This is a genomic window from Flavobacterium sp. KACC 22758, from assembly GCF_028736135.1.
Taxonomy (GTDB): Bacteria; Bacteroidota; Bacteroidia; order Flavobacteriales; family Flavobacteriaceae; genus Flavobacterium; species Flavobacterium johnsoniae.
On record NZ_CP117878.1, the window covers coordinates 2,026,956 to 2,047,812 of the forward strand.

Genomic DNA, 20,857 nt, shown 5'->3' on the forward strand with positions numbered 1-20,857 from the left:
ACCTCAAAAAATGAACGTATCAGTAATAAAAATTGGTGGAAACATCATCGATAATCCAGCAGAATTAGAACAATTCTTAACCGATTTTTCTAAAATTGAAGGCTATAAAGTTTTAGTTCACGGTGGTGGAAAATCGGCTACAAAAATGGCGCAGAGTATTGGTTTGGTGCCGCAGATGATCGACGGACGCCGAATTACAGATGCTCCAATGCTTGATGTTGTAGTAATGATTTACGCAGGACAAATCAACAAACATATTGTAGCGCAACTGCAGGCGAAAGAGAATAACGCAATTGGTTTTTCAGGAGCTGACGGAAATTTAATTCAGTCAACAAAAAGAAATCACCCAACAATCGATTACGGATTTGTAGGTGATGTAAAACAAGTCAACACCAAATTACTGGCAACTTTGCTTGAAGCTGGAGTTGTTCCTGTTTTTTGTGCTATTACACACGACAAAAACGGACAATTGTTAAACACAAATGCAGATACCATTGCGAGCGAATTATCAATTGCTTTATCTGAATTTTTTGATGTGACGCTGACGTATTGTTTTGAAAAACAAGGTGTTTTGCAGGATTCAGAAGACGATTCATCTGTAATAACCCAAATCAACGAAGCATTATACAATAAGCTGAAAGAAGAAAAAGTAATCCATTCCGGAATGATTCCAAAACTGGATAACTGTTTCAATAGTTTATCACGAGGCGTGCAGAAAATCAAAATTGGGCATCATAAAATGCTTCAAAATCCAGATGTTCTGCATACGACGATTACATTATAAATGATGCTGTCGCGGCTTACACAAATTGACACTAATTTTTTCTGTTAAAAGAGAAAATAATTTTAAACAGACACTAAAAAGTTTATTTTGATTTTAAATCTGTGACAAAAAAATAATCCATGCAATTAGTGGCAAAAAAACCGAACTGCGCAGTGCTTTTAAATATTAATTTAAGAAATTTGCGCCAATTAATTTTCTGGCTAACATTGGGTAAAGTCATTGCTTAAAAGCTTAGAATCTCAGTCCCGATAGTTATCGGGATAGCCTCAGAACCTAACAAAAATGAAAAATATAGATACGCTTACTCAGGAAGCAATTAGTTTATTAAAAAGCTTAATCGAAACCCCTTCATTTTCTAGTGAAGAAGACCAAACAGCTCTTTTAATCGAAAATTGGTTCAATCAAAATGAAATTCCTTTCAAGAGAGAAAACAACAATGTGTGGGCTTTCAACAAATATTTCGACGAAAACAAACCAACACTTTTATTAAACTCACATCACGATACTGTACGACCAAATCAGGCGTACACAAACGATCCGTTTAAAGCAATCGAAAAAGACGGAAAATTGTTCGGTTTAGGAAGTAATGATGCAGGTGGATGTCTGGTTTCATTATTGGCAACTTTTGTGCACTTTTACGAAAATCAAAACCTTTCGCATAATATTGTAATTGTGGCTTCCGCCGAAGAAGAAAGCAGCGGAAAAAATGGATTGAATAGCGTTTTAAAAAGCTTGCCAGAATTAGACTGCGCAATTGTGGGAGAACCAACATTAATGCAGTTAGCAGTTGCTGAAAAAGGTCTTTTAGTTTTGGATGTAAAAGTAAAAGGAACCGCAAGCCACGCTGCACATCAAAACGACGATAATGCATTATATAAATCAATTCCGGTAATGGAATGGTTTAAAAACTATAAATTCGATAAAATCTCAGACGTTTTAGGTCCTGTAAAAATGACTGTAACGCAGATTAATGCAGGAAAACAGCATAATGTAGTGCCGTCAGAATGTGATTTAGTTGTAGATATTCGTGTAACAGACCGATATACAAATACTGAAATTTTAGAAGTTGTAAAAGCAAATGTAAATGCCGAAGTAACGCCAAGATCCATGCATTTAAACGCATCGTCTATACCGGTTTCACACGGTTTAGTTCAAGCGGGAATTGCTTTAGGAAGAACAACATATGGTTCGCCAACACTTTCAGATCAGTCAGTTTTAAGCTGTCAGTCTTTAAAATTAGGGCCAGGAGAAACGTTGCGTTCACATTCAGCAGACGAATTTATTTTTGTAAATGAAATTGAAGAAGGAGTCGACTTGTACATTAAAATACTAACTGATTTCTTTAAATTATAATTAAACCCGACAGGTTTTTAAAACCTGTCGGGTTTCTAAAAAATAGTACCTATGAAACTTTGGGAAAAAGGAATACCAACAGATAAACAAATCGAACAATTCACTGTTGGAAACGACCGTGAACTGGATTTAGTTTTAGCAAAATACGATGCTTTAGGTTCAATCGCACACGCCAAAATGCTGGGTCAGATAGGTTTGTTAACTGAAGAAGAAACAACTTCTTTAGTTGATGCATTAAACGAAATCATTGCAGATATCGTAGTTGGAAATTTCGAAATCGAAGACAGTTTTGAAGATGTACATTCTAAAATAGAATATCTTCTAACAGTAAAACTTGGCGATGCAGGAAAGAAAATCCACACCGCACGTTCTCGTAACGATCAGGTTTTAGTAGATGTTCATTTGTATTTAAAAGACGAGTTAAAAGCAATAAAAGAACAGGTAAAAACATTGTTTGATTTGTTGATGGAATCGGCAGAAAAACATCAAAATGTATTATTGCCAGGTTATACCCATTTACAAATTGCGATGCCGTCGTCTTTCGGAATGTGGTTTTCTGCTTATGCAGAAAGCTTGATTGATGATATTACAATATTGAACGCAGCTTCTAAAATTGTAGATCAAAATCCATTAGGTTCTGCTGCTGGTTACGGAAGTTCATTTCCAATCAATAGAACATTTACAACAAAAGAATTAGGTTTTGAAACTTTGAAATACAATGCTGTTGCAGCTCAAATGAGCCGTGGAAAAGCAGAAAAAACGGTTGCTTTTGCTATGACAAGCGTTGCAGGAACGTTGTCAAAATTTGCAATGGACGTTTGCTTGTATATGAGCCAGAACTTTGATTTTATTGGTCTTCCGGCCCATCTTACAACAGGTTCTAGTATTATGCCTCACAAAAAGAATCCAGATGTTTTCGAATTAATCAGAGGAAAATGCAATAAGATTCAGGCGCTTCCATACGAAATCACTTTAATTACAAATAATCTTCCAAGCGGTTATCACAGAGATTTACAGCTTTTAAAAGAAGGTCTGTTTCCAGCGATTCAAAACCTGAAAGCTTGTTTGGATATTGCGATTTTTTCCATAAAAGATATTACAGTAAAAGATCATATTTTAGAAGATAAGAAATACGATTATTTGTTTACAGTTGATACTTTAAATGAAATGGTTGTAGAAGGAATGCCATTTAGAGATGCTTATAAAGCAGTTGCCGAACAATTGGAAGCGGGAACTTACAAATCTCCAAAACAAACAAAACACACGCACGAAGGCAGTATCAATAATTTATGCCTTGATGCAATTAAAGATAAAATGAAAGCTGCTTTCTAAAGCCGTATTATTAAAAAAGCCGATTTCTTACCATACAAATCGGTTTTTTTATTTCTTCAAATATCTTTTTTAAATTAAGAAAATTCGGCTTAAATTAGTTAAATTTGCAAATTGATTACCTACATTAAAAATATGACACAATTTGAAGATCAGGCATCTCAGGAACTCTATGAGAAAAATCTAATTACTGAAAGTCAGTTTCAGGAAATAAAAGAGTATCGAAGTCTGAATATTTTTTCTCTTAATGTAGAACTAAAACTGCTGCTTTCTATTTCAGTTTTAATGTTTACTTCCGGAATAGGAATTCTTATATACGATAATATCGACAGCATTGGTCACATAGCGTTATTGTCTATTTTGTTTGCTGTTACGTGTGGATGTTTTTATTATTGTTTTAAAAATTCAAAAGGTTTTCAAAAAGATGAAACTACATCAGAAAGTCCGTTTCTTGAATATTTAGTTTTAACAGCAAATGTTTTAACCTGTATTTTTATAGGATACCTTCAGTTTCAATATAAAGTATTTGGAACAGATTATGGTTTGGCAACTTTGGTTCCTACAATTGTCAGCTTTGTTTGTGCTTATTATTTTGATAACAAAAGCGTTTTAACAATTGCTGTTACAGGTTTGGCTGCTTATATTGGTTTTTCGGTAACACCTCAGGATATTTTTAATGGTAATAATGATTTTTATGCCAATGAAAGTTTAAGTTATTCAGCGATAATTCTTGGTGTTTTATTAATATTATGGACAGTTTATAGTTTTAAAATTAAATTAAAAACACATTTTGCTTTAGTTTATCTAACGTTTGCTCTACATATTATAAGTGTTGTTTCGATAAGTAATATGCTTCGTGAGGAAATAACCTGGCTGCTTTTCTCTTTAATTTTAGCTGGATCATCTTTTTATTTTTATAAAGTAAGTCATGAACTAAAAGCAATTTCGCTTTATGTTTTCATGGTTCTATACGCTTATATTGGTATTAATGTTTTTTTATTTATTTTATTTAAAATTTTTCAACATGTTGTTTTTGATGAAATATGGGTTTTATTTTTTATGTCATCGCCAATTTACTTTATTGGCTCAATTGTGTTGTTTATAATGTTGATTAAAAAATTCAATAAAGAAATTGCAAAATGATAAAATACGATAAAAATTTACTGAATAATTTATTTTTGACAGAAGAGGCTGATTCTCTTGAAAATGGAGGGTTTATAAGTAAAGATCAAAAGAAAATAATTAGAAATCAATTACCTTCTTTTAAAATTCAAAACAACATTTTAGTTCGTTTAGGATTTTTTGTGCTGGGATCATTTCTTTATTTATCTATTTGTGGTGTAATTGCTTTGATGGGATTGTCTGGTGGCGGCTCTGAACGTTATTTTTTTAAAATTTGCTGTTTTCTTTTTGCAGGTGTTGGTATTGCCGGCGCTGAACTTTTAGCGAATCAAAAATTTTATAGACACGGCTTAGACGATGCTTTTATTTTGGGAATACTTTTGAGTATCGGAGGTGGTGTTTTTGTAATTACAGAAGATTTTGAAACAGTTTTAACTCCTGCAATTTTTGTAGCGATTGCTTCTTTTTTAACCTACAAAAGATACCTGCATTTATTATCTATGCTTGTGTTCTGTTTTGCTTGTTCTGCCGTTTTGTTTTTCGGAATGTTTGAAATTGGAGATATTGGAAAAACAATTTTGCCTTTTGCGGCAATGCTGACTTCGGGAGTGTTTTATTTTTTCACTAAACGAAAAATTAATAATCTAAACGAAGTTTACTATTATAATGGCTTAGTATTAGCTAATAATTTCTGTTTGATTTTATTTTATCTTTCTTGTAATTATTTAGTTGTAAGAGAGCTTTCATCAGAACTTTTAGGGGTTGATGTGCAGCCGGGACATGATATTCCTTTTGCTTATTTCTTTTACGCTTTTACATTTATTGTTCCAATTGTATACTTGGTTCAGGCATTGAGAACAAAAAACAGAATTATGCTCTGGATTAGTTTTGCTGCAATCGCTTTTACTATTTTTACAATCCGTTTTTATTATTCGGTTTTGCCAATTGAAGCTGCATTAACTCTGGGCGGATTAGTAATGTTTACAATTGCTTTTTTCTCAATCCAAAAATTAAAAAATAAAGAATCTGGACTAACCTTTAAACCAGATAGGATCAATCATTCAAATGCTATTTTAAATGCTCAAACTTTAATTGTAGCTTCAACTTTAGGTATGAAACCAGGAATTAAAACCGAATCTCCAATGGATTTTGGAGGAGGAGGATTTAGTGGAGGCGGATCTGGAGAAAGCTTTTAATTAATTATTAATTATTAATTATTAATTATGAATTATGAATGGTTAATTGTGAATTTGAATTTGAAAATGAAAAATTATAACAAAAAACGCTGAATTTTTATTCAGCGTTTTTTGTTTTTTAAATGAAGAATCTTAATCTAGATATGCTTCGTATTCTTCTATTTTAGTTTGTAAACGATTTTCTAAATACGTGTTGCCGCCTTTTAATTTTTCCAGAATAATTACTGCTTCAGCTTTATAATTTCTCCTTTTTAAATTGTCCCAGGTTTTAGGAGGTTTTTGTAAATTGGTAATTCTGTCCGCTAATTTTATGGCCCAGACTTCTTTTCTCAGCTTTAAAATTCGGTCTAAACTATCCAGCATTTTTTCTTCTTTATGTAAATTGCTGTTTTTTGTAAGAGCAGAAACTCCTTTGGCAATTTCCAACCCAAATTCATGTTCCAGTTCTTCAAATGTGGTATTTGTATCTTCTAATGTATCATGTAATAAAGCAACCTGTATAGCAAAGTTTAAATCAAAATTGTCAGTATGATTCGATGCAATCAGGATTTCCATCGCCACATTACTCAAATGAATAACATACGGAAGATTAGAATCAGTAATAGTCTGATTATTTTCTAAATGCTTTATGGTGGCAAAAATTATAGTTTTTTGATAAGCTGTTTGAACATCCATTCAGTTAATTTTAGAATTATTACACTTTACTTTTCAAAGCTTCGGCATCAATATCACTGTGCGAAACATTGTAAACAGCTTTTCCGTTTTTAATTAAAATTAACTGAGGTGATTCATGATAAACTCCAAATCTGCTGGCAATTTCATTTGAAATGTCTCTGTGAGCAATTAAATCCAGAAAATAAGCATCAACTACACCTTCCAGATCAAATTCTCTTTCAAATTGTTTTAATGCCATACGGCTGATACTGCATCTTGTACTGTGTTTAAAAATAACAACCGGTTTTTCATTAGAAATGGCTTCTATTTCCATTAACTGAAGAATATCAGTTAATTCTGTCCAGTTTACTTTACTTTTTGATGCTTCTGAGTTCTCTGAACTTCCGAAGATTGAATTTAAAAAACTCATATTTGGCGGTTTTTATGACTTTTTGACATTTAAAAATGATAAAAATCACGTTTTTAATGTCATTTTGTCTTTATTTTTACTATGGAATATAATTTGTCTATTCGAGTACAAAGTTAGATTATTTGAGTCAAAAATGTATCTCAATAAATTGTAACTTTAATGTAATCGAATATTTCAAACAAAAAATCAATCAAATCGAAAAAATATGAATATAAACAAGTTTACTATTAAATCGCAGGAAGCCATACAGTTGTCTCAGCAATTAGCACAACGAAACGGCCATCAGCAAATTGAAAATGAACACATTTTCAAAGCTATTTTTGAAGTTGATGAAAACGTTGCGCCATTCATTTTAAAGAAATTAAATGTAAATGTGCCTTTGTTTTTACAAATTTTAGACAGTACAATTCAGAGTTTTCCAAAAGTTTCCGGAGGCGATGTTATGCTTTCGAGAGATGCAAATAAAGCTTTGAACGAAGCAGAAATTATTGCACAAAAAATGAACGACGAATACGTTTCGATCGAGCATTTAATCTTAGCAATTTTTGATTCAAAAAGTAAAGTTTCTCAAATTTTAAAAGATCAGGGAGTTACAGGAAAAGGTCTTAAGGCAGCAATCGAAGAACTTCGTAAAGGAGAGAGAGTAACTTCTGCTTCTGCCGAAGAAACCTATAACTCATTAAATAAATACGCTAAAAATCTAAATGAATTAGCACGTACAGGAAAATTAGATCCGGTTATTGGCCGTGACGAAGAAATTCGTCGTGTATTACAAATTCTGACTCGTCGAACTAAAAATAACCCAATGCTTATTGGTGAACCCGGAGTTGGTAAAACCGCCATTGCAGAAGGTTTAGCACATAGAATTGTGGATGGAGATGTTCCTGAAAATCTGAAGGATAAAATCGTTTTCTCTTTAGATATGGGAGCTTTGATTGCTGGAGCAAAATATAAAGGAGAATTTGAAGAACGTTTAAAATCGGTTGTAAAAGAAGTTACAGCCGCAGAAGGTGATATCGTATTGTTTATTGACGAAATTCACACACTTGTAGGTGCAGGTGGAGGTGAAGGCGCAATGGATGCGGCTAATATCCTGAAACCAGCGTTGGCTCGTGGAGAACTAAGAGCAATTGGTGCTACAACCCTAGATGAATATCAAAAGTATTTTGAAAAAGACAAAGCACTTGAAAGACGTTTTCAAAAAGTACTAATCGATGAACCGGATACTGAAAGTGCTATTTCAATTTTACGTGGTATCAAAGAGAAATACGAAACGCACCATAAAGTTCAGATTAAAGACGAAGCAATTATTGCGGCTGTTGAACTTTCGCAAAGATATATTACCAATCGTTTTTTACCAGATAAAGCGATTGATTTAATGGACGAAGCGGCTTCTAAACTGCGTATGGAAATCAATTCAAAACCTGAAGAATTAGATGTTTTGGATCGTAAAATCATGCAGCTTGAAATTGAAATCGAAGCGATTAAACGTGAAAAAGAAGAAAGTAAGCTGAAAATTTTAGGTATGGAATTGGCCAACCTGAAAGAAGAGCGAAACGAAATCTATGCAAAATGGAAACAAGAAAAAGATATCGTTGACGGAATTCAGGCTGTAAAACACGAAATCGAAGACTTTAAATACGAAGCAGAACGTGCAGAACGTGATGGTGATTACGGAAAAGTAGCCGAAATTCGTTACGGTAAAATAAAAGAAGCACAAGAACGTCAGGAAAATTTGCAAAAACAATTATTGGAATTTCAATCTGGTAATTCTTTAATTAAAGAAGAAGTTACAAGAGAAGATATTGCCGAAGTTGTAGCAAAATGGACTGGAATACCAGTAACAAAAATGCTTCAGACAGAAAGAGAAAAACTATTGCATCTTGAAGATGAATTACACAAACGTGTAGTTGGTCAGGAAGAAGCGATTGAAGCTGTGAGTGATGCCGTTCGCAGAAGCCGTGCCGGTTTACAGGATATGAAAAAACCTGTTGGTTCATTCTTGTTTTTAGGAACGACCGGAGTTGGTAAAACGGAGCTGGCAAAAGCCTTAGCCGAATATCTTTTTGATGACGAAAATGCGATGACTCGTATTGATATGAGCGAATATCAGGAACGTCATAGTGTGAGCCGATTAGTTGGTGCGCCTCCAGGATATGTAGGTTATGATGAAGGAGGCCAGTTAACAGAAGCTGTTCGTAGAAAACCTTATTCTGTTGTACTTTTAGACGAGATCGAAAAAGCACATCCGGATACTTTTAATATTTTATTGCAGGTTCTGGACGAAGGACGTTTAACAGATAACAAAGGGCGTCTGGCCGATTTTAGAAATACGATTATTATTATGACCTCAAATATGGGAAGTAATATTATTCAGGAGAAATTTGAAAATCTAAAAGGCAGCGTTGAGGCAGCAACAGAAGCAGCTAAAAATGAAGTTTTAGGATTATTAAAACAAACTGTTCGTCCTGAGTTTATCAACCGTATTGATGAGATTGTAATGTTTACACCTCTTACTGTAGAAAATATTTCAAGAATTGTAAGTTTACAGTTAAAAAGTGTTACAAAAATGCTGGCTCTGCAAGGTATTACAATGGATGCAACTCCAGAAGCGATTGCTTATCTGGCAGATAAAGGTTACGACCCTCATTTTGGTGCGAGACCTGTAAAACGTGTAGTTCAAAGAGAAGTCTTAAACCAATTGTCAAAAGAAATTCTGGCAGGGAATATTACAACAGATAGTATTATCTTATTAGATGCTTTTGATGGCAATTTGGTTTTTAGAAATCAAACTGAGGAAGCCAAATAATTAATGAGATGCACAGAAGGTGCGTTGTCATGATAAGAAAACACCAGCAGAAATGCTGGTGTTTTTGTTTATTACATTATATGTTATTCGTAAAATATTTTTCATGTAAGAATTATTATATATTTGACTAATTAAAAACTAATCAACAGTTAAATCAATTATATGAAAGAAAACCAACAAACTTTTTTATTGTTTTTAGTTACTTGTATTCTCTGCATAACAAATGGTTATTCGCAGGAAAGCATAGTAGTTACGGGAGGAAATGCTGCTGGTGCAGGCGGTACGGCAAGTTATTCTATTGGACAAATAGCGTATACAGTTTTATCAGGATCGGATCAAAATGCTATTCAGGGTGTTCAACAGCCATATGAAATAACAACATTAGGCAATAATGAATTTGCCGAAATTAAGCTTACAATGACTGCTTATCCAAATCCGGTTATTAACGAGCTTAGCTTAGTTGTTAATGATGATAAACTAGATGATTTATCATATGGCGTATTTGATATAAATGGAAAAACAGTATCACAGAATCTAAAAGTAACAACTTCAGAAACCAGAGTATCAATGCAGGGACTAAATCAAGGGGTTTATTTTTTGGTCATAAATAAGAATTCAAAAAATATTAAAACTTTTAAAATAATAAAAAAATAACATTTTAAACCGCAGAAAAATATATGAAAAAAATTACTCTAGCATTATTATTAAGTTCTTTTACAGTTTTATTTGCACAGGCTCCGCAGAAGATGAGTTATCAATCTGTTATTCGTAAAGCAGACGGAACATTGGCAGCGAATACATTAGTGAATATAAAAACCAGTATTTTATTAGGTTCAGCAACAGGAACGGCTTCTTATGTTGAAACACAAACTACCACCACAAATACTAATGGATTAGCAACAATAGAAATTGGAGGCGGAACACCTGCTTCTGGAACTTTTGCCAATATCAATTGGGGAGCAGGATCACATTTTATTAAAACCGAAATAGATCCAACAGGAGGGAGTAATTTTACTATAAGCGGTACAAGCCAGCTTTTAAGTGTACCTTATGCTTTATATGCAGGCTCTGCTCAAAGTCAAGGTAAAACAAGTATTGTATTAACAGGTGATATTACAGATGCACAAGCTGTTACGCAATTACAGAATGAGTTAGGACCAAATACAGAAAATATTTATGTTTTAGGGACGACAAACCTGACAAATTTGGATTTAAGTGCTATAAAGAATGTAGTTAATTTATCTGTAATGGAAAATTTAAAATTAGCTGCAATAAATTTTAGTAATCTTAGTGAAATATATAATGAGTTGAAGATAGAAAATAACGATAAATTAGCAACATTGTTATTTCCTGCTTTAAAGGCGGTACATGGATTCGATACCTATGTTTCTAGAAATTTATCATTAGTATCAATTTCCTGTCCTGTATTAACAAAATCAAAAAGCATCTATTTTCGAAGAAATCCTCTTTTAAGTTCTATAGATTTGCCTTTATTGGTTAAAGTTCATAATGGTGAAGCAAGTCTTAATTTTGATGGAAATGCTCTTTCAAGCTCTCAGGTTAATTTAATTTTAAGCAGATTATTAAATATTTCTCCAGCTTCAGGAACTTATATTCAACTGCAGTATCAAAACCCTCCTGCACCGCCTACAGGACAAGGTCTTATCGATAAAACAACTTTAATAAACAGAGGTAACAGCGTTGCAACCGATTAAAGATTTTTTAGAATAAATATATTTAAAAACACCAGTATTTCAGCTGGTGTTTTTTTGTTTGTACCCGTGAATAATGAAACTTTTTTTAAAAGTCCTATAAGTAAATTTTTGGTTTAATTCTCAAATTTACAGTAACATAAAACAAATTATCATGAACAATATATTTAGAGGATTAATCGCCGGATATGGCGCAAAAAAGTTAGGCGGAGGGTGTTTTGGAACCATATTAGTTTTTATAATTATCTGGCTGTTATTAGGGCAGTGCAGTTAAAAATTAAATCCAATTTTAGTTAAAGAGATTCGCATAAAAAGTAGTAGATTCGCACAACTAAACATTAAACAAAGACAAATATAATGGCATCAGGTTTTTTCGTACTATTAGACGATATAGCAGCAATTATGGACGACGTTGCAGTAATGAGTAAAGTTGCGGCAAAAAAAACAGCAGGAATTTTAGGAGATGATTTGGCGGTAAATGCCGAAAAAGCTTCGGGATTTGCATCTTCAAGAGAACTGCCGGTTTTATGGGCAATCAGTAAAGGTTCATTGCTTAATAAAATTATTATTCTGCCAATCGCATTTCTGCTGAGTGCCTTTTTACCAGTTGCAATAATTGTCATTTTGGTTTTAGGAGGATTATTTTTAGCATATGAAGGTGCCGAAAAAATATATGAATTTGTATTTCCTCACAAACATGAAGAATCTGAAGGAATAACCGAAGAAACTTTGACTGAAGAACAAATACTTGAAGCCGAAAAAGGTAAAATAAAATCAGCAATTATAACCGACTTTATATTATCTGTAGAAATCGTAATTATTGCTTTGGGTACGGTTATAGGCCAGCCTATTACACAGCAGATTATTGTAACATCAATAATAGCTTTGATCGCTACTATAGGAGTATATGGTATTGTAGCTCTTATTGTAAGAATGGATGAAGCAGGGTATAAGCTTATTAAGTTTAGTAAAGGAGAAAAAAGTATTTCAAAATTCATTGGAAATATCTTAGTAAAAGCACTTCCACTGGTTATTAAAGGGTTGACTATAATAGGTACAATTGCTTTACTATTAGTTGCCGGCGGTATCTTTGTACACTACATTCCGTATTTTCATCATTTAGCAGAAAAAATTAATATTCCTTCGATAATAAAAGAATTTGTAATTGGGTTAATATTAGGTTTCGTTGTTTTAGGATTTGTAAATTTGTTCAAAAAGATTTTTAAAAAATAATTCTAAATTTGAAAATTTAACATTTTTATACGCAACTAAAATCAATTATTACATCTATATATTATTAAGAACAATTTATTATACTATGAAAAAAATCAAATTACAATCTATTGCAGTGGTTCTAATGCTGGTAACTTTTTTGAGTTCATGCAGCAGTGACAACAATACACCAGATACTTCTGATGTTATTTTTAAAAGTTCTTTTGCAACTGATGTGAATGGACCAACAACCGGAAAAGTAAATCAAGAGCTGACTTATGTGATATCTTTTGAAGTAGAAAACAGCTGTGGAGAATTTCAGAGATTTACTGATGTTGAATTTAAAAAAGAACCAGGATTTCAAATTGAAGCTAAATATCCAAAAGCGGGATGCGAAAGTTCTACTCCTACAATAAAAAGAACAGTATATAAAATTACTCCAACCCAAAAAGGAACTTATTATTTAAGAATTGCAAAATCTGATAGTGAATACATAGAAACAAAAGTTGTTATAGACTAAACCTAAAAGATTATTTAAAATACGACCGCTTTACAAATTTTGTAAAGCGGTTTTTTTTATGGTTGTAATTCACAAACGCTTGATCATTTTTCGTAAGAAATTACATTTGTTTTGTAAAATATTTTTACTGAATAACTTTTTAAAATTCAGGTATTTAGTCTTTTTGTAAAACGAATTAACATTTTATCTAAGCAACCTTTGCAACTCGGTTACATCTTCATAGTAATTAACAATTAATTATTATTTTATATGAAAAGTTCTAATTTAAAATCTATTTTAGTAGTATTATTTTTATCAATTTCATTTGTTTCATGCAGTAATGATGATGATCATGCTGAAGCACCAGTCAAAACAAAAACAGCATTTGTTACACAAATTAAAGGAGCAGGAACAGGAAAAGTAAATGAAGAATTGAGTTATGATGTAACTTATACTGTGGATAATGCTTGTGCCGAATTTATAAAAATCAGCGAGACAACAATTGGTACAGTAAAAGGATTTCAAGTTGAAGTAAAATATCCATCAGAAGTTTGTACTCAGCAAGTACCAGAACCTAAAAAAACAGTTTATAAATTTAAATCGGCTGTAAAAGGAACTTTTGAAATTAAATTCAAAAAATCTGAAACAGAATTCGTGACTCAAAAAGTTGTTATTCAATAATATTTTGAGTTGATATTCCAAGATAGAAAACCATTTTGCGATTGTTTAAAATTTTAAATTAATGCAAAATGGTTTTTTATATAATTCAATTATCTCGATGCATTTCTTCGATGTTATATAAAAGTTATAGACTTTGCCATTCCTTTAAAAAGTATTATTTTTGCACTCTAAATTTTATGTCATGTCGAAAAGAAAGTATAAAATATCAGTTATTCAGTTAAATCTGAATGATGTAGCCGAAAATAATCTTAAAAAATGTATCAGCTGGGTAAGAGATGCTGCAAGCCAAGGAGCAGAGGTAATCTTACTTCCGGAATTATATAGCAGTCATTATTTCTGCCAAAGCGAAGATGTAGATAATTTTGCATTAGCAGAGCCGCTTTACAGTACTTCATTTATTGCATTTAGCGAGTTAGCAAAAGAATTAGGAGTGGTAATTATTGTTCCTTTCTTCGAAAAAAGAATGGCAGGAATTTATCATAATAGTGCATACATCATCGATACAGATGGTACAGAAGCTGGTTTATACCGTAAAATGCACATTCCAGACGATCCGCATTTTTATGAAAAATTCTATTTTACTCCAGGTGACTTAGGTTTTCAGGCAATCGAAACTAAAAAAGGAACAGTTGGAACATTAATCTGCTGGGATCAATGGTATCCAGAAGCGGCACGTATCACTGCTTTAAAAGGTGCTGAGGTTTTATTCTATCCAACAGCAATTGGATGGCATCCAAAAGAAAAAGAACAATACGGAGAAAACCAATACGGAGCATGGATGAATGTAATGAAAGGTCACGCCGTTGCAAATGGTGTTTTTGTTGCAGCCGCAAACAGAATTGGTCTTGAAAAATATATTGAAGGAACAGAAGGAATTCAATTTTGGGGAGCGTCATTTATTGCAGGACCTCAAGGAGAGATTTTAGCTCAGGCTTCTCACGATAAAGAAGAAATCTTAATTGCTGAGGTTGATTTAGATCTTCAGGAAAATGTTCGTCAAAACTGGCCATTCTTTAGAGATAGAAGAATTGATGCTTTTGGTGATATTACAAAAAGAGCAATCGATAAATAATTTAGTTTATTCAAAATATAAAAAGGGCAAAATTGATATTTTGCCCTTTTTTTGTAAGCTTCGAACAAGAGAAATATTTCTAGCAAGAAATGCACATTTGCTCCAGAGAAGCAAAATATTTATAACAACAAATACACATTTGCATAAAACTCCAGCGGAGCGACATGCATTAGATTGTAAAAAATATGTCGCTCCGTAGGAGCTTATTTTATTTGTCCTATTGAAATTCTATAAATATTTTGCTCCTCTGGAGCTTTTATTAAATATCCATTAACTAGAAAGAAATCTATTGTTTTTATATTATTAAACAAAAAGGCGGTTTCAAAACTATTGAAACCGCCTTTTTTAATATATAGACTAAGATTATTTTACTTGGAAAGTAACTCTTCTCACGATTTGACGTGCTTCTTTAGAGTTTTTGTTAACCGAAGTATCTTCTCCGTTAGCAATTACATTCAATCTTGAAGCATCGATTCCAGCGTTTACAGCTACTTTTTTCACTGCTTCAGCTCTTTTTCTTGATAATTCAGTGTTGTAACTTGTTTTTCCAATTTCGTCAGCATAACCAATAATGTCAGCAGATTTTCCTGGATTATTTTTTAGATATTTCACTAAGAAATCAACGCCAGATAAAGAAGCATTTGTCGGTTTAGATGAATTGAAATCAAAATAAACATTTACATAACCGCCGTTAATTAACTCTTCAACCGTATTGTTTGTAGCAGTTCCGCTGCCTTTCTTTTCGTAAGTTTTATCTAAATAGCTTTCTAGCTCATCCGGCACACCATTTTGATTTGTATCAATAGATTGTCCTTTTGTATTAACAGCTACTCCTGCAATAGTATTAGGTTCTAAATCGTATAAATCAGCAACTCCGTCTTTGTCTGAATCGATAAGACCAGTTTCGATTAAGTCCACTCTTTTTTCCAATTCGCCAATTCTGTCTTCTTCGCCAACCCAGTCAGCATGTTTTTCGTTTTTACCTAAGTAGAAAGTTAAACCAACAGAAGCGTTTAATAATACTCCGTCAAAAGAACCTGTAGTAGTATTACCCATACCGTCAAAATTCCAGTTTTGTCTTCCATTCACAATTCCTGTAAGGTCACCAGTCAAAGCAACTCTGTTACTAAGTTTGATTTGTCCTGTAATACCTGCGATTCCGTGAGCCATATAATCCTGCCCTCCAAATCCAGTTTCAGTACTAATTTGCGAAACCCCAAAACCACCATGTGCCAAAATACCAATTGTATTCGTCCAGGTTTCAAAATTTAAAGCGCGTCCTACGTTAATAACCCCCTGAAAACTGGCTCTAACATAACGGCTTTCAAAATCTGGTGTGTTTTTCTTTTCTTTAAACTGGTCGTAACCTACATCTAATTTTACCCCAAACTTAGGATTAAACATATATCTTACACCTAAATCACCGTGAAAGAAATTTAAAGATTCTGTAGTATAACCTGCGGTCATAGCACGGGTTGGTTTATTAACACCGCCATTAAGTTCAATAGACCATTTGTTGTATTCTGGTTGGTCAACACTTGGTTTTGCTGATGTGGTAGCCATATTTTGAGCACCTGCTGTAAGTGCTAATAGTAAAAGGGATACTGATGCTAATTTCTTTTTCATGATATCAAAATTTAATTGGGTTTTTATTTAAACTCCAGACAAAATTATGGCTCATGTTTAAGACAATGTTCTATATGCTCTTACATAATTCCCACTAATTAACGTATAATTCTGAAAATGTGTTAATTAAAATTGAATTTTTGACATAAAAAAAGGGTAAAATTTAAGTTTTACCCTTTTTGAATTTGTGAAATAATGGTTATTTTAAATCTGGCTGATAAATTTTTACAGATCCGTCGCCTTCACTGCTTACTACTAATAAACTTCTTTTAGTTGGACTTTTTGAAGCCGGAATAAAAAGAATTCCTTCTGGGGCATCACCTGTTTTTACAGTTTGTAAATATTGTGGAGAAACAGGATTTGTTACATCATAAACCATAAATGCATCAGATCTTTCAAGACCAACAAATAAAATGTTTTGATTTCCCATTTTAGTAACAACTACAGCTTCTGGTTCAGAACCCTTGTCATCACTTCTCTTATCATCATAAGTTCCTAATTCGTTAGTTTTTTTATCAACATCGTTCTTACTGTCAAAAACAATTTTTCCTGTGTTTCCATTCCAGATAGAGAATGATCTTGCGCCAAAGCTTACCATTTCGTCTAAATCACCATCGCCGTCAATATCTCCCATATCAGCAACAAGATTCAATCTTCCTAAATTAGCATCTAGTTTTAAAGTAGCAGCATCAGGAAAAACGGTTGCATCAAGTGTCATGTTTTTCATTCGCTTCACATCAGTATAAGCTGTATATTCTCTTGCATCACCTTCATTAGCGGTTACAAAATACGGAACATTATTTACAGAGAAATGGCTGATAGCATCTGGCATATACAATCCTTTTACTTTCCAAGGATTAAATGCAATTTTATTATCGCTGTCGCTTACATCAATTGCATTTTCAGCAGTATTATAATCTTTTAACCCTAAAGGATAAATAGCAGTAATCGTTTTAGAAGTTAAATCAACTTTTGCTACACCATTGTTTTCTTGCAGAGTTACCCATGCAGTTTTAGAATCATCAGAAATGGTAATATATTCTGGTTCGATATCTTGAGCAAAACTAGTTTTAGCAAATTTAGAAATTCTAAACCCGTCTTTTGCTAAAGCAGCAGCTTGATTAGCAAACGAACTGAAATCTAAAGTTGTAACATTGTAAGTGCTAGTTTCAATAATAGAAATTGTTCCGTTTGGATCTTGAGAATAATCAGTATTTGGTTCACCTTCATTAGCAGTCATAATATATTTTCCGTCTGGAGAAAAAGTAATCATATCTGGTAATGCACCAACGCTTACCTGTTTAATTAAACTGTAGTCAGATGTATTAAAAATAACCACTTTGCCATTTGCCTGTTTGTTTGTGATTGATTCTAAAGCAACTGCCAGTTTTCCGTCAAAAACAGAAACACTATTTGCAGCACCTTCATAAACAGCTAAATCAATTTTTCCTATTTTAATTGGTTTTGCAGGATCAGAAATATCAATAACATCAATTTGGTTTACCCCACTGTTATTTACTGTAAAAAGTCTTTTTGTTTTTTCGCAGTAAGCAGAAATTTCCGCAGCAGCTTCACCGCCAATTGTAATTGATCCAATTTCTTTAAAAGTTCCAGGATTTTCATTTACAACTGCTTCTGGTTCATTTTTAGAGTTTTCATCGTTGTTACAGCTTGCCATAAACACAAGAGCAGCTAACAATGTGATAGTTAAATTTTTCATTTTGTTGTGTTTTAGTTTTTAGCCAAAAGTAATTCTCGGATTTGGGTGTAATATTAAGTCTGTATTATTTAATCTTTAACTTAAATTTTATAAGATATTATGGGTGAAATGTTATATCTTTTTAAGCAGCTGTTTTATAATCCTATCGAATGATTATCTTTGCACTTTCTAAATTAGAACGTATTTATGTCAACAAATAATAGAAGATTTCCAGCAGAATGGGAAAAACAGCAAGGAATTGTATTGTGTTTTCCGCATAATGGCAATGACTGGCCGGGAAAATACGAAGCTGTTCAATGGGCTTTTGTAGAATTTATTAAAAAAGTAGCCGCTTTTGAAACTGTTTTTTTGGTCGTAGCCGATGAAAAGCTGAAAGAAAAAGTTGCTGATATGCTTGAAAGAGCCCGCGTAAACATTAAAAACATTTCGTATATCATTCATAAAACCAACAGAAGCTGGATGCGCGACTCTGGGCCGATTATTGTAAAAAATGGTTCAAAAAGAGAAGCATTGAATTTTAACTTCAACGGCTGGGCAAAATATAAAAACTATCAATTAGATAAATTTGTTCCGGGTAAAGTGGCTGACTTTATTGATGTGCCTTTAACTCAGGTAATGTATAAAGGTAAACCTGTAATTGTAGAAGGCGGAGCGATTGATGTAAACGGAAAAGGTACTTTACTGACTTCTGAAGAGTGTTTAATGCACCCAACAATTCAGGTTCGTAACGCCGGTTTTACAAAAGAAGATTATGAAGCAGTTTTTAAAGAATATCTAGGAGTAACCAATGTAATCTGGCTTGGAGATGGAATAGAAGGAGATGACACACACGGACACATCGACGATTTATGCAGATTTGTAAACGAAGATACTATTGTAACTATTGTTGAAACAGATAAAAACGATTCAAACTATAAACCTTTGCAGGACAATTTAAAACGTTTGCAAAATGCAAAATTAGAAAACGGAAAATCTCCGGTTATTGTAGCATTGCCAATGCCAAAACGTGTCGATTTTGAAGATTTACGTTTACCGGCAAGCTATGCGAACTTCTTAATTTTAAATAATTGCGTTTTAGTACCAACATTCAACGATAGTAATGATCGTGTGGCTTTAAATATCTTATCTGAATGTTTCCCAGATCGGGAAGTAATCGGTATAAGCTGTATTGATTTTATCTGGGGATTTGGAACTTTACATTGTTTAAGTCAGCAGATTCCTGCATAAAAATAATAGCTGCAAATTAGAAAAAATCACTTTTGTTTTTTTTAATCCGTAATAAAATTATCAGATATACAGAGACTTTCTTATATCATTTGAGCTGTCACCAAAAGTGGCAGCTTTTTTTTGTTGTATATTTAACATACAGATTTGCCGTGTGTCCCTGCATCCTTCTTATATTCGTATGTTTAACAATGCAGAAATGCAGATTTAATTTTATATGAAGAAGATATTTTTTATCCTTTCCGTGCTTTCTTCCGGAGTTCTATTTTCGCAGTCTGAGGCACAGGAAAAAACTGAACTTACATTTGCTACCTATAATGTAAGTATGGAATCTGATAATTATTCTCCCAAAGGTGCAATGGGGAAATCGGAGCAAATATTGATTTATCAGCTTAATTCAGGGGTTAATGCTCAAATCAGAAATATTGCCCACATTATTCAGACCGTTAGACCAGACGTTATTTTGCTAAACGAATTTGATTATATTAAAGACCCTGAACTTGGTGTAAAGGCATTTGTAAAAAAATATTTGAATGTGAGCCAAGGCGACGCAGCAGCCATTGATTATCCTTACTACTATTATTCGACAGTAAATACAGGCCAGCCAAGTCCTTACGATTTGAACAATGATGGAAAGTTGAATAATTTTGGAAATGATGCATGGGGATTTGGTATGTATCCTGGGCAATATGGGATGATGCTTTTATCTAAATATCCTATTGATGTTAACGCGGTTCGTACTTTTCAACATTTTAAATGGAAAGATATGCCGGGAGCATTGCTTACCAAAAAAGCAGATGGATCGGATTGGTACAGTAAGAAAGCATGGAAGGAATTTCCATTATCTTCAAAATCGCATTGGGATGTTCCTGTAGAGATTGGTAATAAAATAGTTCACGTTTTAGTTAGTCATCCAACTCCTCCTACTTTTGATGGCGACGAAGATCGAAATGGAAAAAGAAATCATGATGAAATCCGATTCTGGAAAGATTATATTTCAGACAATTCGGCTTCGTATATTTATGATGATAAAGGGGTAAAAGGAGGTTTGCCTCTGGATTCCCGATTTGTTGTAATGGGTGATCAAAACGCTTCACCAGTTGAAGGAAACGCAATTAGAGAAGGTATAAAGTCTTTAATAGACAGTCCGAAAATTAATAACGACTTTACGCCTGCCAGCAAAGGTGGTACTGAATATAGTCCTGAAAATCCTTTTGGAGTTAATCATACAGCCTTTTGGAGAATGCGAGCTGATTATGTATTGCCGTCCAGACTTGGTTTTACGTTTGTCAATAGCGGCGTATTCTGGCCTGCAAAAGGTGAACCAATGTCAGAATTAGTTGAAAAAAGAGAATCAAGTTCAGATCATCGTTTGGTTTGGGTAAAGGTGATCTTAGAATAAATAGCTTTTTTTAATTTTTTCGAGATTAAAAG

General features: G+C 33.0%; 18 protein-coding genes. 14 read left to right on the forward strand and 4 right to left on the reverse strand.

The window, feature by feature from the left end:
• Positions 1–10: 10 nt before the first annotated feature.
• The 5 genes from argB to PQ462_RS08800 all read left to right on the forward strand — a co-directional run bounded on the left by argB (position 11) and on the right by PQ462_RS08800 (position 5,784).
• The gene (gene argB / locus PQ462_RS08780) at positions 11–784 is read left to right on the forward strand and encodes an acetylglutamate kinase (protein ID WP_274253150.1); all 774 of its coding nucleotides are present in this window, start codon (positions 11–13) and stop codon (positions 782–784) included.
• Between the two features lie 282 nt (positions 785–1,066).
• Positions 1,067–2,137, forward strand: a complete 1,071-nt coding sequence (locus PQ462_RS08785) for a M20 family metallo-hydrolase (RefSeq protein ID WP_274253151.1) — start codon at positions 1,067–1,069, stop codon at positions 2,135–2,137.
• 51 nt (positions 2,138–2,188) lie between these two features.
• Positions 2,189–3,469, forward strand: coding sequence for an argininosuccinate lyase (gene argH / locus PQ462_RS08790; RefSeq protein WP_274253152.1), 1,281 nt, complete (start codon positions 2,189–2,191; stop codon positions 3,467–3,469).
• Between the two features lie 132 nt (positions 3,470–3,601).
• Positions 3,602–4,609: a DUF2157 domain-containing protein gene (locus PQ462_RS08795; RefSeq protein ID WP_274253153.1), complete on the forward strand. Its 1,008-nt coding sequence runs from the start codon at positions 3,602–3,604 to the stop codon at positions 4,607–4,609.
• Entirely contained in the window at positions 4,606–5,784 is a 1,179-nt protein-coding gene (locus tag PQ462_RS08800; RefSeq protein ID WP_149207680.1) for a hypothetical protein, read from the forward strand. The genes PQ462_RS08795 and PQ462_RS08800 overlap by 4 nt, the downstream gene beginning before the upstream one ends.
• 132 nt (positions 5,785–5,916) lie before the next feature.
• On the opposite strand, the gene PQ462_RS08805 is transcribed toward PQ462_RS08800, so the two are convergent.
• Positions 5,917–6,459: an HD domain-containing protein gene (locus tag PQ462_RS08805; protein WP_274253154.1), complete on the reverse strand. Its 543-nt coding sequence runs from the start codon at positions 6,457–6,459 to the stop codon at positions 5,917–5,919.
• 19 nt (positions 6,460–6,478) lie between these two features.
• Positions 6,479–6,868 (reverse strand): bacillithiol system redox-active protein YtxJ, encoded by a 390-nt coding sequence (ytxJ, locus tag PQ462_RS08810; RefSeq protein WP_012025406.1) that lies wholly within the window; start codon positions 6,866–6,868, stop codon positions 6,479–6,481.
• A 205-nt stretch (positions 6,869–7,073) separates the two neighbouring features.
• Between ytxJ and clpB the strand changes: the two genes are divergently transcribed.
• From clpB to PQ462_RS08845, 7 genes are all read left to right on the forward strand, one after another.
• Positions 7,074–9,677 carry an ATP-dependent chaperone ClpB gene (gene clpB, locus PQ462_RS08815; protein ID WP_274253155.1) on the forward strand — a complete coding sequence of 868 codons (2,604 nt, stop codon included), beginning with the start codon at positions 7,074–7,076 and terminating at the stop codon, positions 9,675–9,677.
• Between the two features lie 162 nt (positions 9,678–9,839).
• Complete coding sequence (locus PQ462_RS08820; RefSeq protein WP_274253156.1) at positions 9,840–10,331, forward strand: T9SS type A sorting domain-containing protein; 492 nt, start codon at positions 9,840–9,842, stop codon at positions 10,329–10,331.
• Positions 10,332–10,354: 23 nt separating this feature from the next.
• The gene (locus tag PQ462_RS08825; RefSeq protein WP_274253157.1) at positions 10,355–11,392 is read left to right on the forward strand and encodes a hypothetical protein; all 1,038 of its coding nucleotides are present in this window, start codon (positions 10,355–10,357) and stop codon (positions 11,390–11,392) included.
• Positions 11,393–11,746: 354 nt separating this feature from the next.
• Positions 11,747–12,622: a DUF808 domain-containing protein gene (locus tag PQ462_RS08830; protein ID WP_274253158.1), complete on the forward strand. Its 876-nt coding sequence runs from the start codon at positions 11,747–11,749 to the stop codon at positions 12,620–12,622.
• Positions 12,623–12,707: 85 nt separating this feature from the next.
• On the forward strand, positions 12,708–13,121 hold the full coding sequence (locus PQ462_RS08835) for a hypothetical protein (RefSeq protein WP_274253159.1): 414 nt from the start codon (positions 12,708–12,710) through the stop codon (positions 13,119–13,121).
• A 249-nt stretch (positions 13,122–13,370) separates the two neighbouring features.
• Positions 13,371–13,781, forward strand: coding sequence for a hypothetical protein (locus PQ462_RS08840; RefSeq protein ID WP_274253160.1), 411 nt, complete (start codon positions 13,371–13,373; stop codon positions 13,779–13,781).
• Positions 13,782–13,962: 181 nt separating this feature from the next.
• Entirely contained in the window at positions 13,963–14,853 is an 891-nt protein-coding gene (locus PQ462_RS08845; protein ID WP_274253161.1) for a carbon-nitrogen hydrolase, read from the forward strand.
• 363 nt (positions 14,854–15,216) lie between these two features.
• Here the strand turns inward: PQ462_RS08845 and PQ462_RS08850 are convergent, their stop codons facing one another.
• Both PQ462_RS08850 and PQ462_RS08855 read right to left on the reverse strand, forming a co-directional pair.
• Positions 15,217–16,479, reverse strand: coding sequence for an OmpA family protein (locus PQ462_RS08850; protein ID WP_274253162.1), 1,263 nt, complete (start codon positions 16,477–16,479; stop codon positions 15,217–15,219).
• 199 nt (positions 16,480–16,678) lie between these two features.
• Positions 16,679–18,199, reverse strand: coding sequence for a choice-of-anchor I family protein (locus tag PQ462_RS08855; protein ID WP_274253163.1), 1,521 nt, complete (start codon positions 18,197–18,199; stop codon positions 16,679–16,681).
• A gap of 186 nt (positions 18,200–18,385) precedes the next feature.
• Between PQ462_RS08855 and PQ462_RS08860 the strand changes: the two genes are divergently transcribed.
• Together PQ462_RS08860 and PQ462_RS08865 are read left to right on the forward strand one after the other, a co-directional pair.
• Complete coding sequence (locus PQ462_RS08860) at positions 18,386–19,426, forward strand: agmatine deiminase family protein (protein ID WP_274253164.1); 1,041 nt, start codon at positions 18,386–18,388, stop codon at positions 19,424–19,426.
• A gap of 214 nt (positions 19,427–19,640) precedes the next feature.
• On the forward strand, positions 19,641–20,825 hold the full coding sequence (locus PQ462_RS08865) for an endonuclease/exonuclease/phosphatase family protein (RefSeq protein WP_274253165.1): 1,185 nt from the start codon (positions 19,641–19,643) through the stop codon (positions 20,823–20,825).
• Positions 20,826–20,857 lie beyond the last annotated feature (32 nt).